Origin of the sequence: Paenibacillus alginolyticus DSM 5050 = NBRC 15375, from assembly GCF_000422905.1 — a bacterium.
Classification (GTDB): domain Bacteria; phylum Bacillota; class Bacilli; order Paenibacillales; family NBRC-103111; genus Paenibacillus_E; species Paenibacillus_E alginolyticus.
In genome coordinates, this window is the sequence record NZ_AUGY01000038.1 from 25,278 (window position 1) to 41,898 (window position 16,621).

Consider the following 16,621-nt stretch of genomic DNA (forward strand, 5'->3'; position numbering starts at 1 on the left):
ATATTCATTATTTCGGATTGAGGAGGTGCGGCTAATGTCAAAAGCGATTCCTATCGGAGACACAAGTCGGAGAAATAAAATTAATGTCATCCTAGCTCTGGCCGTACCGGCTATGATTGAAAATTTTCTGCAAACCGTTGTCGGTTTTGTGGATACGTTATTTGTATCCAAGATCGGTTTAAATGAAGTCGCTGCAGTCGGTGTGACAAATGCCATTATTGCAGTGTATATTGCGGTATTCATGGCAATGGGGGTAGGCACATCCTCCATGATTGCCCGCAGCGTGGGTGCTGGTGAAATAGAAAAAGCTAAAGCGATTGCGCGGCAATCAACGTTAATCTCTGCGATTTTAGGATTAATCTTCGGTGTTGTAACCTTATTTTTTGCAGAACCTTTATTACGTCTTATGGGTGCCGAGCCAAGAGTGTTGGCGGACGGGGTCATCTATTTCCGTATTGTGGCAGTCCCTTCCCTCTTTTTATCCCTCATGACCGTTTTTGGTAGTATCTTGCGCGCCGCAGGTGACACTAAAACTCCAATGAAAATAGGCGTTTGGGTAAACCTGATTCACATAGGTTTGGACTATATATTAATTTTTGGCCTGGGTGGATGGGCTGGATGGGGGATCGCTGGAGCTGCATGGGCAACGGCGATTGTCCGAGTTATTGGATCCGTTGCTTTGTTTCTCTATATCCGTAAATCGAAGCTTTCTTTTTCTCTTCGCAGAGGGTCTTCAAACGAATTTATTTTGCCGCTATTAAAGCTTTCGGGACCAGCAGCTGCCGAAAGATTAATTATGAGATTTGGTCAAGTATTGTATTTTGGCTTAATTGTACGGCTTGGTACAGACGTGTACGCGGCACATGTTCTTGCAGGAAATATTGAAATCTTTTCTTATATGCCAGGATATGGATTAGCTATAGCAGCCACCACACTAGTCGGCCAGCATTTAGGGGCAAATCGAAAGCAAGATGCTTACCAATACGGCCTACTAACAACATGGATTGCAGTTGTTTTCATGGCTTTCGTCGGTGTCCTCTTGTTCTTCTTTTCACCGTTGGCAGCCGGTTGGTTTACAGGTGATAAAGACGTAATTGGAATGGTAACAACTGCGCTTCGCATTGATGCATTCGCTCAACCGTTTTTGGCGATTGGTCTGGTCATCGCTGGTGCTCTACAAGGGGCAGGAGATACTAAAAGCCCAATGTATAGTACAGCGATTGGCATGTGGCTAATCCGTGTTCTTGGGGTTTATGTGTTGTGCATCTATTTAGGAATGGGAATCGCTGGGGTTTGGTTGTCAATTGCCATTGATCTTCTAATTCGAGCTATCTTCTTACTTTTCCGCTTTAAAAGGTATATGGGATCCAATCGTGTGAATCAAACCCATATTTCATAAAGTTGAAAAATCACAACCCTCGAACAATATAGGAGGACACGAATGAATGAGTTTTATGAGCAATTGAATAAAGAACGTGAAAACAACAGATGGACTGAATGGGAAAACCATCGATCAGAAATCACCAACTTAGTTCATCTTGCGACTAGGCAATTGCCTCACCAGTCCAGTGCTATAATTTTGGGTGCTGGTAACTGCGATGATTTGGATCTCATTTCACTCATTGGAAATTATGATAATGTAGCGTTAGCGGATGTCGATTTACCTGCCATGATGAATGCTGTCTGTCCCTTGGAAATGACCATGAGAGATAAGATCAATTTAATAAGCACAGATTTCACTAAACTAGATGAAATTAATTTTTACCGGAATCTGAAAGACCTGTTCGACAAAAAGGTCTCAGCCGAACATATTATCGAATTTTTAAACTGCTGCATCAGCCAGTTAGACGAGATACAGATATTAACTCATTTTAAAGGGGAATTCCAAGTTGTTATTTCTTCGGCCCTGTATACCCAGTTATTTTACATGAACGCCTTACAAATATTTGCGCCTTATGTTGAAGGGTACAAGCAAGAGGAAATTACTACAATCATGGATGGCTTATTGGAAATACGAAATGTAGTCATCCAAAATTATAACGATCTTCTCGTTGAGCTTGCCGCCCCTCATGCCGTTATTGTTGTATGGTCGGATGTACTGAAGATTAGTCCTGACAATAGCTTTCTGGAAGCTGTGAATTCCTTCCCAACTGAATCTGAAAAAATCAAATTTATCATAAATGAGGTAAAGAGAAAAGGAAGAATGGAAGGGATGTTCGGTCTACAAGATATCCAAAATCGACTTGCAATCAAGGGGAGAAACTTTCACTATTGGATATGGCCATATAGTGCAAAGAACCATTGCCTTACGTTTGGGATTTCAGGAAGATTAAGTAGTTTGGAATAAATAGGTAGACATGAAGGATATAAGTATGTAAATAAGAGGCCCTAGCATGTGACGCTAGTGGCCTCTTTTATAGTTAGCGAATGTAGTTGTCTAGGGCTTTTTGTAAATCAGTTAACACTTTATTCCGGTGCTCATCCTGTACTGAAGATACTACACAATGCTCCAGATGATCCTTTAATATCACTTTGGCAACTCCGTCCAGCGCCTTTTTTACTGCGGCGATCTGAAGGAGGATATCTGGGCAATCTCTGCCGTTATCAGACATTTCTTTTATAGAACGAACATGGCCCTCAATTCGAGCTAGTCGATTAGTTACTTGTTTTCTTTGTTTATGAGGGTGTGTGTGACCGTGACTATGTTCGTGTTCCTCGTCGTGATTATGTTCGTTGTCGCTCATGAATGCCCCTCCTTCTACTATCGCTTATTTTATCCCTACTCTATTCAGGTGTCAAAGATAACAAGTCCCTAGTCCTAGGTGAGAAGTCCTTTTTCCCAATTATCGGTGAAGCAGAGAGGGCCGTTCAATGCACCCAGCATATTATGATTGTTTGTTTCATATAGCTTAAAGATGTTCAGATCAAAATAGTAGAAAGAGTACAATAGGACCTGCCTGCTCAAATGTATCTACGGCGAGCATGGATGCATCCAAATAATTAGAAGTCGCTTTTACAAGAGCCTAGCCAAGTACAGACGAACAAAAAAGTTACCCTTGTTGGGCGTTATCCTACCTTTAAATCGCTTGGGAAGGTCTCTGTTGGTTTCGATATTCGCAATCCCAATCCTACTCTTGTTGATGGCTTATATACGAAGGATGGGCAATTTACAGGCGATTACACATTTACAAAAGCAGGAACATATACAGTCTACATTCATTTTACTTAAATAATATTCATCTTATGGACAAGCGAGAAATTAAATTTGTAGATTAAATAAACAGTTCATCATTTTAATCACGCGGCACTTCGGCGGTCATAAAAACGATATATTAAATACACGGCACCAAGAAATAATAAATAGATTCCTGAGATGCTCAGCCATTGTTGGGTTCCCGAGGAAACATTATCACCTACGTAAGCAAAAACTAGCATGGGAGGAATCTTTCCGATGACGGTTGCAAGTAAGAATGATTTTACTGGCAGGTTGAACACTCCTGCATAACAATTAATAAAGACGGAAGGCATAATTGGAATGATCCTTGCTATTAAAATAGACCAGAACATATGCTTTCGAACAACTTTATCCCAATTCTGCATGCGATTGGATTTTTGTAAATATCTCATACCCTGGGCCTTAAATAAATAGCGAAATAGATAGTACATGATTACAGAGGCGAAGGATGATGTTGCAAGACTAAGTAGCCCTCCCCCAGCAAATCCATATTTGGCTCCTAAGATTCCCCCGACAACTCCGAAAGGAAGGATAGGCACTATGGCTATCAAAACGGCTCCAAGAAAAACAACAAGCAGAGGTGTCCTATCTGTTGTTTGAATCCATTCTATGAGATCCCCTTTATTGAGGTAAACCCATCCAATGATTGATATATATAGAACAATGATGTAAACATGTTTAGAATGCATGAATTACCAATTCCCTTCCAGTTGAGCACTGCAGCAGCGTTAGGCACATTAGCTTTTCTAGATGCTTAATATCATGAATGGACTCCACTTAAATTTTGCACATTAAACAACCGGTAGTAAGCTCCGCCTTCCCTCATTAGCTGCTCATGGGTTCCTTTTTCTTTAATCTGGCCATTTTCAATCAGAACAATCTGGTCGGCATGGGTAATCGTAGATAGTCGATGAGCAACTATTAAGGTGGTTCGGTCTTTCGCCAATTTGGCTAAGGATTCTTGAATTAAATGTTCCGATTCTAAATCAAGGGCTGATGTTGCTTCATCCAGAACTAAAATGCTCGGGTCTTTAAGGAAAACTCTAGCTATAGCAACGCGTTGTTTCTGTCCTCCAGATAACTTTACTCCACGCTCGCCAATCTCTGTGTCATACCCACCCGGCAGATTTAAAATAAAATCATGTGCGTTAGCTGCTTTTGCTGCATGTATAACCTCTTCTTCTGTAGCATTTGGTTTCCCAAACAATATATTTTCTCGAACCGTTCCACTAAACAAAATATTATCCTGTAACACCATCCCTATTTGGCCGCGTAAGCTCTGTATTGTAATGTCCATAATGTTCGTATGATCAATCCGAATGCTCCCTTCCTGAATATCGTAAAATCGAGGGAGCAGGCTAATTAGCGATGATTTTCCACCGCCGCTCATTCCTACAAAGGCAATTGTTTCACCAGCTTGAATACTTAGTTGGATGTCTTTGAGTACCCAATCAGATTCTGGATCATATCTAAAACTAACATTTCCAAAATCAATTTTTCCTTTTATTTGTTGTAGAGGTCTTGCATTAGGTGAGTCAATAATATCATAAGGTTCATTCATTAGTTCAACTACCCGGTCTAACGATGCACTTGCTTGAGTTAATTCAGTCGAAGAATTTATCAGACGGCGAAGCGGATTGTATAAACGATCCAGAAAAGCATAGAAAGCGATGAATGCTCCTACAGTTAAATTTCCTTGGATTACTTGATAGCCACCATAAGCTAATACAAGCAATGGGGCAATATCTGTTAGTGTATTAATAATGGCGTTTGTTACAGCATTCCACTTCGTTAGAGCAAGTGCACGCTCTAGGAACTTGTTGTTTCTTTGTCCAAATCGATCTTTTTCAACAACTTCTAAAGTAAAGCTTTTTATAACAGGCATTCCATTTACACGTTCATGTAAATATCCTTGCATTTCTGCAAGGGACTGTGAGCGAGCTTTTGTTAACGTTCTAAGCTTTCTATATAACTGTTTTACCGAGAATGCATACAAGGGGAAAACGGCAATAGCAACAATAGTCAGCCAAAAATCCATATGAATCATAAACCCAATTGCAATCGTTAGTGTAAATAAATCAATCCAAACATTCATAAGTCCGGTTTCGACTATACTTTTTGTTTGCTCAGCGTCATTGATCATTCGAGATATGATTTCGCCCGTTTTGTGATTTTGATAATAGCGTAAGGATAGTTTCTGAATATGTGAATAAAGATGGCTGCGTAAATCGTAAAGAATGCGGCTAGTTGTTAATTGTGCATAGTACTGTCGTAGATATTCAATGGGAGCCCTTACTACAACAAACAAGACAAAAGTTCCTAAGAGCACCTCAACTAGCTTGTGAGCCTTCTCTGCAGAAGAAACAGAACCTAACAACAGATTATCAATGATATATTTCATTATTAAAGGTAAGGTTAACGGTATTCCGAATTTCACCATACCAATCAGTATGGTAATGATGACAAGCTTCCGATACGGTTTAATAAACTTCAAATAAATCTTGAAATTGGACATATCAACACTCCTTATGTAAGACATGCAACATGATGAGATAGAATCTTTTTATTAATATTGTGCCCTTTGTGAACAATACCTGCCACCATATAATATCCCCCCGTAGGGGTTATGTAAATAGGGATAAGTTCCAAAACTACGTATAAATCGTCTTCCACTACAAAATTTCTTTATATTACTTAAATACATCGAACGGCAACCCGATCCTTGGTAAATTATGCGGAAAGGACTTGCATTAAGAATGTATGTTCGGTATATAATAAACAATAAGAATGTACGTTCGACAATTTCGTCAGGATAAATATCAGGGTTTAATGAGGTGCATGAAAGGTGAGTAAGAAACTTGAAAAAAACGGTCTTTGGGAATCTAGTAGGATGATCTTACCGCAGCATAAAGAGCAAGCAATGTTGATGAGGAATGGCAGTGCTCCACTAACACTTGAACCACCGACTACAAAAGAAATTGAAATTATGCGGAACCATATTGTACTATCATTTACACTTCAGGTGATTGAAAAAAAGAATATTGAAATTGAAATGTCATCTCAAACCCTCAAGTTATTGTACTCGGCAACAACACGTTTGTTAGCTAAAAATATAAGAGAGGATGTGAAAAAAACAAAGAAAATCCTTGTTGAAAAAAATATTAGCGTATTCGAAAATTCAAAAGATGAACATGCAATTTATTATCGTTTTGTTTGTCGTGGTCATAAAGATGAGTTAGTGATAACCAAAGAATTTGTGCGAGCAGGGGTCAGTGCTAGGATTGGAGGGTACATACAAAGTCTTGTTAGTATCCTACAAAAGGTGTCCGAAAAAGAATAAGTGCATGGCCAAGGGTTTTTCTCAAACCAGCTGATTAGGATATTTGAAGAAGGATTTGGGAGAATAAGTTTTTGCTGTTGCATGAAAAACGTTGAGCTAGTGAGCATAATTAATAATGATTTTTGCTCAAGATGAATAATGTACAATTATAAAAAGCTTAGAAAAGGCTTATTTAATAAGGAAATATAGATGAAAATAAATTAATGTACAATATATTTGCGTAGATTCCTACCTCAACATAAAGAGTCAGCAATTAGAAATCAAAGAGAAAGTCAACGTATTTTGCGTCCTATACGTGATGAGCAAGAAATACAAAACATATCAGCCGTGCTGAGTTTGTCGCAGATGTATAAGAAACCAGTTGTATTAACTTTATATGAAGAATTTAAAACTCGCTCAATTACCGGTATCGTAGCACGCAGTAAGCATGGTGAATTTCGATTAGACATAGTGGAGCCTTTTAGCAGGGCAGTGGATTGGGAATGGATTGGTTACAGAGATGTTCTGAAAGCAGAATTTAGCAATGAATGGACAGAAGATGTAATGATCGATTCATAAGTTTTTAGTAGAACTGATCTTATTGTAACTACTGTTGGACCTTTGGGATACCACATTGCCATTACTGTCACACTTAAACTGCAGAAGCACTCGGCCTGAGTGCTTTTTTCTATTTAGGTTAGGCATAGATTTTAACCGATAAATTAGAGGAATGCCATAGATCGCGGGAGTATTTTTATTGGATCCTCGTTAATCGCCTTAGTTCCCAAGTTCTATTCGTACGTGAGACTGGTTATGATAGCATGTAGAAATAATGGATAAATATGGTATATTGCGAACGCTATAAAAGGGGATCTGACGAGTGCACATCGTCGGGTGCGAGCAAACGAAATGAAACGGCTACACTCGACGCGCGTCGTCGGAATTCCCCGGTATCACCGATATTGGCAGACTACAGGGCAGACGGAGCTGATTTATTCGAACAATGTCTACGACGACGATATTGAAAACACGAATGTTGTTGGCTTCAGCGCGCTTAACGCACGCTATAACGTAATGAGACATCATATGATGATAAAGGTACATGAAGCAATTGATTTGCACGGCCGGGTAGGCACGAACGACAGAGGACAGCAGCTGGTATTTCGCGGTAGGCAATAGACAAGCGTCTTGAGAAATCGGTGGCAGGGGGGACAGCAACCGGTGATAGCTGTCCCCCTAAGCAGTTTTGAAGACCTTCAATACGAATTTAAATTCGGAAGCAAATAAAAAACGGCGCCTTCTATTTTAACACCCCATTATTTGTCCTGACCCTGACTACTACTCAGACCAGCTGCTATTGTAGTAAAAGCACCTGCTAAAACTGTTAAGACCAAGATTGCGATTTGGGTTTTATTCATGTTGTAGTTTCTCCCTTGAAATTTATTTACGTTTCATAAGGTAAATATTAATATAAAGGTTAAAAGGCTTGGTGTACCCAGGGTACACTTTGTAAAATGAGGTATCTATTCAATGGATAAGGATCCGCGGGAAAATGAATTAATGCCAGTGACGACGAGTATTGCTTACTCGGGGGTATTAGAAAAAATATCAGCTGCAAGCAAATATAAACTAACTGAATTAATGTCCACACTTGGGTTTAGTCAACGGAATGAATTTAGATATTACTTGAATAATTTAATACTGACTAAAGGTCTTGAGGGTTCTAATATTATTCAAGATGCAAACATGGATAAAGGATATTATTATAAAATCCTCAGGGGGAAAAAAAGTCCAAGCAGGGATAAAGTAATCCAATTAGCCTTTGGGTTAGATCTAACTTACGGAGAAACGAATGAGTTGTTAAAAAAGCCGGCCATAAGAAGTTATACGCTAGAAATAAGCGAGATGTAGTTATTATGGTTTGCCTTAAAGACGGTATAGATCTTTTTGAAACAAATATTGTTCTACAGGAGCAATGGTTACCAACTTTCTTCAAAAATGAATGAGCAAAAAAGACGGTTAGCTCGTTAATGGTCGCCGTCTTTTTTGCTGAGATGATTTTTTCTATTCTATGTAATTCTCTACATTGCCTCTAGTGAAAAGGGGCACCGGCTGCGAGCTTGCTTGAAACTATATATAAACAACTCGACATAATGAAATCGAAACGCAATTTCCCCAGAACTTACAACGATTTTATTTCATTATTCTACTAAACAAACAACGTGTTAAGAGGAATATAGCCTTTACCCCTAACGTGCTTTCTCCTCCTTTCCCGCCGATTTTGTGGTTCTTTCGATATCACTTCTACTTCTTTAGCCTGTGTGATTGCTCGATACCCTTAACAACCCGGTTTTTAGTTTTTGTAGCAGAGTTCTGCTACTTTTGTCGGACCGCTGGCAGACCCTCGTCGCGCCGCGCGCTCCCACCCCCACCAACCAAAGGCGATACTAGCTCCGGATCTAGGAGCAGAATTGCAAGAAGGTTACTAGGTACGGACCTAGTGCAACCAGGACCAAAACCGGTATAAAGGGGAAGGAAAAGGCGGAATAAAGGCGAAGTAGAAGCGGAGCGAGGGACATTGTTCTACCTAACACGTTGTTGGTTTGGAGGAATTCCATGATGTGTGCAGAGGAGACTTGACTTCATCAATGGTTGAAAGTCGGCCTGGTCCGCTATCGCCTCCTCCCCCCTTGCCGGTTGGAGCGGGTCAATATCGGGTACAGCCGACATACGTGTAAAAATAGATCACTAGATGGTGATTTATTCCAAACATACATAATCGACTTAATTTAATGTATTTTGTGTGATTGAATCGATACATAAAAACATTCGACCACCTTTTTTTCGGATAAACCCCAATAGGGATAAGTGTTCTTGGGTTTATCTGAATCATACATAATGTAATTAAGTGTGATCCGGAATTGGTCATTACACGATAATAAGGCAGTCCACCAACATTTTAAACAAATTATAAGCTAAGGACGTTAGGTGCAGAAATAGGTGATATGCCAAGTTCACCGACTCCCCTTAAAATAAAGATCCGACCGCCTATATTACAAGACGTCCGGTTCTCAGTTCTGAAATGGCTTGTTGGATGACACACTCAGCAGCAGGTAATTCAACCAATTTTGTCGAATCAACTTTCTTATAAAATAAAAAGGAGAGAATGAAAATGGAACGGACAAATTTTACAATTAATGCAGCAGATTATAGTGGTCAACCAATTACAATAAGCTGCGACGGTGTTGATGATAACAAGTTGGCTCATTTTGGCGGATTGGATTTGGCAGTTAAGGCAGCACGGCAGTTAATCTCTTCAACGCAAGGGCCGATGTCATTCCCAGAGAAAAATGGTGATTATGACATTAGGAGTAAAGTAGTTGCTTTATTACTTAATGAAGTAGGAGAATTGATTCGTAACACATCAATGGAGCCAGAGTTTCTTGATGGTGTATCTAATATTGAATTGGTAAAGGATTTTATTATTGAATCTTTACCTAAAAATAGAGAAATCAATAAATTACTCGAAGAAGATGACTTATTGATAAAACAATATAAAGAGTCTGTCGAGGAAGAAGAAAACGAGATATGGAACAGCATCATGAATGATATTACGAAAAAGTGATGAGAGTGGGTTGATTTACATGAGACACTTAAGATATACCATAACAATTCAAGAGCTCAAGAAATTAACCGATTCTGCTTCAATCAAGCGCTATAATGAGTATTGGGACCCGAGAGTCGGTGATCATTTCGTTATCCAAGATTCTGATGAAATCCATGTTGTTCACGGTGATAACGTTGATGAAGGCGAAGGCGATGATTTAGATGGGTATTGGTTAAGTTACATAAATGATGAAGGCAAACAATGGGTAAGCATTGAAGAATGTCTACCTATAGTGAGCATCCAGCAGATGATGGAGATGATTGATTTATTTGATTATATTCAGATCCAGAAGTTATCTGGCGGTTACATAGATGCTAAGTGGATGGTAATAGTAGGACCTGATGTTTTCATTGGTGAGGATGATGAGGAACAATTAGTTAGTGTAATGTGGAAAGCACTGATCCATTATTTATCCATTGAAGATAAGCACCCCCATGCGGTGCTTTTTTTATTACCCATCAAGGGGTAGTACCAGTGATGCTGTCACCAAGTGCCAACTTGTTGACAACGGCAATTGATAACAGTATCCAGCCTATGAGCTAATTTTACATGTATGTCGGCTGTACCCGGGGATGGGGCAGGCATGATGTAAAGGCGTGCTTAACCGAAAGGGTAGGAAGCGTGCCGCGCCACTATTCAGGGCGCGGCAGCTTAACTGTTAGGAAGCTAAGGAAATCAGATTGTTTGCAGCCAAGTGATGGCTTGAGACGTATACTTGCGCGGACGGCGGGCCGGACATCTGAGCGGATCCAGAAGTCTGCGTATAAAGGCAACGTGTTGCATCACCGCGCTGAGTGAACGCTGGATTTGCGGAAAGAACCATTTAATAACGGCTGCAGTTTGTTTGCATGTGAGTGTTCTAAACTGGGGGCGGTTTGCGAAGAAAGCATACACCGCATCTTCGCCGTATTCATTGTAAAGATCGTAATTATTAATGGCCATTTGTTGATTTCTCCCTTAAAAATTTTTTTTATTTTTTTCTCGCCATATCTTTATATAAAAAATCCGATTTATCTTTAACAAGAAATATCCCGTGGCGGAAACTAGTGGTCGCCTTGTCATCAGCACCAGAAAGAAAGGGCCTTTGAAATTTGCTGGCCGATCGACATCTCACCGAGAATAAGGGAGAGGTGAGGAGTATGAGATACCATCAGCCGCGTAGAGCGGTTGTGAATTACGGCGGCCGCGGGATGGCATTTGAAGAATTGATCTCGTGGGTGAATGAATCCTACGAAGCGAAGTGCATTGCGACCATCGAGAAGATCCCGACGCCAATTACTATCATTCGTTCGGAAGGCGCCAGGATCAAGGACGGGGTCTACTCCAAGAAGAGCTCCGTCGACTATACCGGCTCATACCGAAGTCGCCCCGTATGGTTCGATGCCAAATCGACCATCAACAAAACATCGTTTCCGTTAGACTTCGTGGAGCAGCATCAAGTTGAACGCTTGATCCGCCATGACGCCAATGGAGCGATTTGCTTCTTTCTGTTCTGGTTCACCGAGCTGGATCGGTATTATTTGATGCTGCTCAAATCGTACCTTGGTTTATTGGAACCGGAGGGGGTCGGGTGTAAGGGGATCGAAAAGCATTCCTTTGTCTGAATTCGAGGCGAACGCCCTTCGAATTGAAAAAAGTGGGCGGGGGCCACTCGATTATCTCGCTGCCGTTGATCTATTGATCGACGCAGTCGCCGCACCGCCAGCATAATATCCGGCGTTGGTCTACTGGTATATTTTGTAGACTAGGTAGACCAGTTTTCTAAGTAAACCAACGTGAATCCATATACACATTTGCCCCTCAACTGCTAAAATAGTAGTAGAGTCGGGAGAGAAGGGGAGCGAGAACGGATGAGGGTAGAACAAGCGAATGTTGACATTCAGCAGTTTTCGAGTTGGCGAGAAGTCCCGGAACGTTTCGCAAGTAAAACCACTCTGCGCAACCAAGGACTCGTGCCAGGGCCGCTTCGCGCCAACGTATACCAACGATCGAGCAAATCCATCATTGAGCTTTACTACATAGATGAGGCTACCCCACGAAAGGTGGCAACCGAAAAACAGATGGCCGCCATCGAAAAGGCGAGAGCAGCTCAAATCGCTAATCGAACATGTGCCGGCTTCAAGGCTGTAATGAATAGGAAGCGGGATTTATCGGGCGGTTTATGTTCATACTGCCGCCACGAATTATTCCTCGATAACGCAAAGAGCCGGGCTCTTCAGAGGATGTCCCACTGGATTCAGCATAAAAACGATTACGCTGTCCTCGAGCAGTGATTCAGAAATCATCGAGATAGCCATCGTCGATTTGGACGAAGACATCCTCTTTGAATCGTTCGTCAAGCCTGTAGAACCGGTTTCGACCGAAGCATTCGAGGTTCATGGCATTTCTGACGAGCTGCTGAAAGCTGCTCCAAGATGGGCCGAAGTGTGGCCAGCTGCGTGCCATTATCTCGAAGGAAAAACGCTCCTAATCTATAACGAGGCGTTTGATCGTGACCGTATTTTTGCCAATTGCATCCGCCACGAGTTGTTAATGCCATCGCTGCTGTCCGAATGCGTCATGGAGACGTTTGCCCGAGTGATGAAGAGCTACAGCCAGTACCACGATGACTTTACCTGGATCAGTTTGAGAGATGCAATGATTGCTTGTGATGTGAAAAGTGCTGGAGAGCATCGAGCCTCCGCTGACTGTATCAATGTCGTTCAGCTCATTCGAAATGTCGTTGCTCGGGGGGATAGCCATGCTGAAGATCAGGGCTAAAGGAACCCCAGAAGAAGTGGAGCGGTTCCTGAATAACTTCAAGGACTACTACCGGGTCATTGAACAGTCCAAGCCATACCCCAACCGGATCTGAAGCGACGTTCGGGTATACGTTAAAGTGGGCACCGCACAAGATGCCCCAGCAAGAGAGGAAGTTAGAAAATGCCGATCAAGAAAAACCCGGTAAACGCCCCGGACCGCCTCGGAATCAGCAAGGTGGACCTGTTGTATCTCATCGTCTTTCACCAGCTTGCAAAGGGCAGCATGAGCAGCAAAGACCTCATTGATGTAATTAAGGCGGATCTGGCCGCGTTCGACCAGAAGCGAGCCTTGTCCCACATTTATGATGTCCTCCAGTCTATGGAATCCTTCGGATGGATCGCTAACCTGGACGGCCGCGGACGGAATAAGACATTCGGGCTGACGGAATCTGGTAACGCAAAAATGAAGTGGTTCGAGTCCACGTACCTTGAAACAGTGAACAAAATGTATGAGATGACAAAGCATTTTGTTCGTTATCTTCAAGGTGATCCAACGCATCCCGCTCCGGAGCTGACGGATGAGGAAATCAAGCTCCTAAACCGTATGATTAGCGTGAAACATACGGTCCGATATTTATTCTTGGATATGCTGGATCATAAGCAGAATGTGACCGGCAAGCAATTCCTAGAGACGATGGAGCAGGTACACCGCTGGAAGGTAAACGACGCCTATTTGTATCAGCTCCTTCGATCCATCGAAGGTCCTGAAGGGTGGGTAGTTGGGGATTGGGACGACAACCGCCGACGCAACGCCTTCTATTACCGGCTGACTCCTGAAGGAAAACGGATGATGCCGATCGAAGGAGAGAATACAGACTCATTAATGAAGGACGTAATGAAATATACGGGTAATATCTTGCGGTTATTTGGCAAGCGCGTCAGCTAGGAGAAGGAGGGAGGAGACCGCATGGGGCTAGAGGTATTATTGCAGCAATACGGGATTGCCATCGATGAACTCGTCACTTTTATCAACATGCAAGGCGGGCGCCCGATCCACAACCCATTATTATGAAGGAAAACTGCCAGAAGTGCGGCACCCTTTTTTTCTCCAACACGCAGGATCATAACATGCGAATCGCTGGCGGCCATGCCACACGCTGCCCAGGCTGCAGGGAGCTTGAACGGAAGGATATCCGTAGGCAAAACAGTAGGAACTATCGAAGCAGGAAGGGGCGTGGATAAAATGGTACAATTTGTTATGTCGATTACTCACCAACTGTATTACCGGACAAGAGATAAAATATATCGCGTTTATGAAGGCATGCCCTGGTTCGAGATTAGTCAGGAAGAACTTATGGATGAAATGCGAAGGTTTAAACAAACCGATGAAAAGTACATGGTGATCTACGATTATCAAATCATGAACAAGCTGGATTATTGGGACGCCCATCCGGAAAAGATCACAAAAGATGAGTTGGACTTCTGGCGCTTGTACGGACTAATCAATGAAGAGCAATATCTCCACTTCATCAATCAAAATGCCTCATAGAATAGAGGGATATTCAGCGATAAAATACAATGAATTATAAAGTGGTGAAACACCTCATTGCCAAAAGAACCGAAAAAAGAGTTGAGCTCGCGATCATTGAGCTCAACTCTTTTCTTCATCAGCAACTTATCTTGGGATCGATGTGAGCCGAATGGATTTTTCATTACGATAATCAATTGTGGTCCATAAATGCACTTCATTATCGGTCAGTGTAATCGTTTCAGGAACAGAAGATTTATATCCGGTATTGAACGACGAGGAATCCGCTTCGAATTCTTCGTTAAATACGTTGACGACATATGGATTTGCAAGTGAGGTACCGACCCCCACTGCGTAGAACTTACTCTTCTGATAAAAAATTCGGGAAGAGAGCAAGACGGGGCTAATATAAGCCTCCTTGCCGTCATTATCATAGATCATGTCACCGTTAGCCGTATCAAAGGCTTTCACACGCCAATTGCTCGTGAAATAAATTTGTTTCTTCGATTTCACGTAGAAATAATCGGATCCGCCATAGCTATCGTTCACATATATCCTTCGCTTCTTGTCGGTAAATGTGACAGGATTAGCGATATCATTCAGTAGATACACACTGAAATTAGTAGTATTATCCGTTCCGATCATAAAGCCCTCGTCGTCGCCGGTGGAGATGTATTTAAACATTTCGGATGATTTTCGAGGCATCTTGACGATATACGTATCTGAAGTGATCTCTCCTTTAGGGCTGACTACAATTTGCCTGATGCCTTGCTCATCCCGAATAATGAGCTGGTTTCGGACAAATAATGCTGTATTGAGTCGCATGTCACCTAATCTTGAGTCCTTGCCTTCCTTTGGAATGGTCACAATTGTCTTATCCGTTACCGCCCAGGCATCCTTCGTGCCTACGCTGAGGCTATACGTGATTTCATCCATCCAGCCATCTTTTTTCCATAAATACAAATTCCCGCTATCTTCCACAAATTCCATGGAACCCATATAGCCGACATCTTTCCCATAAGAAGCACCACCAAACTGTTTTGTTACAGTCGCAGCACCCGATGATTTGATGCTTACCGTATGCGCCTGGCTATCCCAATTAACTACGTTCCCTGTTGCCTCACTTACAAAACGCAAAGGCACAAACGTATTGCCGTTGATCACGATGGGGGCGATAGACAAGGGAGTAGCCATCCCGTTTACGGTAGCGCTATTTGAGCCGATGACGAGCTCAATTAAAAGGGAATCTTTTTTCCCAGTAATTGTTTGTGTGGTCGAGTCCTACGTAATCGAGAGCCCGAGCTTTTCAAAAATGGGGCGAAACTGGACCATCGTCGTTCCGTTGTCAATGTAAGGGGGTGCGTCCATCACCAGTTCGCTTCCGTTTACCTGAACGTGAATGGCCTCATCTGCAGAAGCTGCAGTTGGTAATACGGACATGGAAATCATGAGTGCTGAAATAATACTTACGGTCTTTCGTTTCATTCGATATCACCTCTACGTAGAATGGGGGTTATGTACTGGGAATATACAAATTGTGACTTTGTATACTCCACAATACACCAAATAATCAATATGTACTATCTTTCGCTCTCAACTTTGAGAAATAACGATTACCTTAACGACGCTGGCCACCTGTTCTGCAATCAGCACCTTTTGAACGTAGTTATTCAAACAATTACTCCCTCAGATATTCAAACTCAAATTGAGATAGCTTGAATCCCGATCGCCATCATTTTTTTGGCTGAATCCATTCCCGTTTTCTCCATCATTCTTTGAATATGGTTTCGTACGGTTCGCTCGCTTATATCCAACGCATCTGCTATTTCCTTATTTGAATAGCCATTCAAGATCAGTATGTTATAGATCTCTGTTTCCCGCTGCGTAAATTCAAAACGCTTTGAAACATAAAGCGTCACGGGGGATAAGATAAGTGTCAAGCTCATTGCAAGCCTCCTTTAATTAACGATATAAATAAAAAATAATTAACGATATAAATAAAAAAAGTCACAGGATTATCCTGTGACTTCGGGTGCTTCCGCGAAGGTAGTTTGAATGTTTAAATTAAGTCAATTATACCATAGATGAACCGTGGTATGCTATAATAACCTACAAACGAATACGAATCAGG

At 41.8% G+C, this 16,621-nt stretch carries 19 protein-coding genes and 1 pseudogene; 14 read left to right on the forward strand and 6 right to left on the reverse strand.

Annotated features, from left to right (window positions below):
* The first annotated feature begins 34 nt into the window (after window positions 1-34).
* A complete protein-coding gene (locus G519_RS43430; RefSeq protein WP_036633266.1) occupies window positions 35-1,399 on the forward strand; it encodes an MATE family efflux transporter in 1,365 nt (454 codons plus the stop codon).
* A gap of 42 nt (window positions 1,400-1,441) precedes the next feature.
* The gene (locus tag G519_RS0117575; RefSeq protein ID WP_029195832.1) at window positions 1,442-2,347 is read left to right on the forward strand and encodes a hypothetical protein; all 906 of its coding nucleotides are present in this window, start codon (window positions 1,442-1,444) and stop codon (window positions 2,345-2,347) included.
* Between the two features lie 73 nt (window positions 2,348-2,420).
* Here the strand turns inward: G519_RS0117575 and G519_RS0117580 are convergent, their stop codons facing one another.
* From G519_RS0117580 to G519_RS0117590, 3 genes are all read right to left on the reverse strand, one after another.
* Window positions 2,421-2,744 carry a metal-sensing transcriptional repressor gene (locus tag G519_RS0117580; protein ID WP_029195833.1) on the reverse strand — a complete coding sequence of 108 codons (324 nt, stop codon included), beginning with the start codon at window positions 2,742-2,744 and terminating at the stop codon, window positions 2,421-2,423.
* 553 nt (window positions 2,745-3,297) lie between these two features.
* Complete coding sequence (locus G519_RS0117585; RefSeq protein ID WP_029195834.1) at window positions 3,298-3,924, reverse strand: TVP38/TMEM64 family protein; 627 nt, start codon at window positions 3,922-3,924, stop codon at window positions 3,298-3,300.
* A gap of 71 nt (window positions 3,925-3,995) precedes the next feature.
* Window positions 3,996-5,750: an ABC transporter ATP-binding protein gene (locus tag G519_RS0117590; protein WP_029195835.1), complete on the reverse strand. Its 1,755-nt coding sequence runs from the start codon at window positions 5,748-5,750 to the stop codon at window positions 3,996-3,998.
* Between the two features lie 330 nt (window positions 5,751-6,080).
* Between G519_RS0117590 and G519_RS0117595 the strand changes: the two genes are divergently transcribed.
* From G519_RS0117595 to G519_RS0117625, 6 genes are all read left to right on the forward strand, one after another.
* Entirely contained in the window at window positions 6,081-6,575 is a 495-nt protein-coding gene (locus G519_RS0117595) for a hypothetical protein (protein ID WP_029195836.1), read from the forward strand.
* Between the two features lie 216 nt (window positions 6,576-6,791).
* Window positions 6,792-7,133, forward strand: a complete 342-nt coding sequence (locus G519_RS47605) for a YolD-like family protein (protein WP_161632932.1) — start codon at window positions 6,792-6,794, stop codon at window positions 7,131-7,133.
* Window positions 7,134-7,463: 330 nt separating this feature from the next.
* On the forward strand, window positions 7,464-7,733 hold the full coding sequence (locus tag G519_RS0117605; RefSeq protein ID WP_029195837.1) for a hypothetical protein: 270 nt from the start codon (window positions 7,464-7,466) through the stop codon (window positions 7,731-7,733).
* Between the two features lie 351 nt (window positions 7,734-8,084).
* Window positions 8,085-8,465: a hypothetical protein gene (locus G519_RS47610; protein ID WP_051253472.1), complete on the forward strand. Its 381-nt coding sequence runs from the start codon at window positions 8,085-8,087 to the stop codon at window positions 8,463-8,465.
* Between the two features lie 1,261 nt (window positions 8,466-9,726).
* Entirely contained in the window at window positions 9,727-10,179 is a 453-nt protein-coding gene (locus G519_RS0117620; RefSeq protein WP_029195838.1) for a hypothetical protein, read from the forward strand.
* Between the two features lie 19 nt (window positions 10,180-10,198).
* Complete coding sequence (locus G519_RS0117625) at window positions 10,199-10,690, forward strand: hypothetical protein (protein ID WP_127527702.1); 492 nt, start codon at window positions 10,199-10,201, stop codon at window positions 10,688-10,690.
* Window positions 10,691-10,896: 206 nt separating this feature from the next.
* On the opposite strand, the gene G519_RS0117630 is transcribed toward G519_RS0117625, so the two are convergent.
* Entirely contained in the window at window positions 10,897-11,163 is a 267-nt protein-coding gene (locus G519_RS0117630) for a hypothetical protein (protein ID WP_029195840.1), read from the reverse strand.
* 197 nt (window positions 11,164-11,360) lie between these two features.
* Here G519_RS0117630 and G519_RS43445 point away from each other — a divergent pair, with 197 nt between their 5' ends.
* From G519_RS43445 to G519_RS0117660, 6 genes are all read left to right on the forward strand, one after another.
* On the forward strand, window positions 11,361-11,825 hold the full coding sequence (locus G519_RS43445; RefSeq protein ID WP_051253473.1) for a Holliday junction resolvase RecU: 465 nt from the start codon (window positions 11,361-11,363) through the stop codon (window positions 11,823-11,825).
* A 246-nt stretch (window positions 11,826-12,071) separates the two neighbouring features.
* A complete protein-coding gene (locus G519_RS51065; RefSeq protein WP_029195841.1) occupies window positions 12,072-12,494 on the forward strand; it encodes a hypothetical protein in 423 nt (140 codons plus the stop codon).
* A 31-nt stretch (window positions 12,495-12,525) separates the two neighbouring features.
* Window positions 12,526-12,981, forward strand: a complete 456-nt coding sequence (locus G519_RS0117645; RefSeq protein WP_029195842.1) for a 3'-5' exonuclease — start codon at window positions 12,526-12,528, stop codon at window positions 12,979-12,981.
* Entirely contained in the window at window positions 12,962-13,075 is a 114-nt protein-coding gene (locus G519_RS53555; RefSeq protein ID WP_161632933.1) for a DUF3970 family protein, read from the forward strand. Before G519_RS0117645 ends, G519_RS53555 begins: the two co-directional genes overlap by 20 nt.
* 68 nt (window positions 13,076-13,143) lie before the next feature.
* Window positions 13,144-13,908, forward strand: coding sequence for a PadR family transcriptional regulator (locus G519_RS0117650; protein WP_029195843.1), 765 nt, complete (start codon window positions 13,144-13,146; stop codon window positions 13,906-13,908).
* Between the two features lie 297 nt (window positions 13,909-14,205).
* The gene (locus G519_RS0117660; protein WP_036633290.1) at window positions 14,206-14,511 is read left to right on the forward strand and encodes a hypothetical protein; all 306 of its coding nucleotides are present in this window, start codon (window positions 14,206-14,208) and stop codon (window positions 14,509-14,511) included.
* 126 nt (window positions 14,512-14,637) lie between these two features.
* Here the strand turns inward: G519_RS0117660 and G519_RS47615 are convergent.
* Both G519_RS47615 and G519_RS0117675 read right to left on the reverse strand, forming a co-directional pair.
* A pseudogene (locus G519_RS47615) lies at window positions 14,638-15,975 on the reverse strand (copper amine oxidase N-terminal domain-containing protein).
* A 215-nt stretch (window positions 15,976-16,190) separates the two neighbouring features.
* Window positions 16,191-16,436 carry a response regulator transcription factor gene (locus tag G519_RS0117675; RefSeq protein ID WP_036633267.1) on the reverse strand — a complete coding sequence of 82 codons (246 nt, stop codon included), beginning with the start codon at window positions 16,434-16,436 and terminating at the stop codon, window positions 16,191-16,193.
* Window positions 16,437-16,621 lie beyond the last annotated feature (185 nt).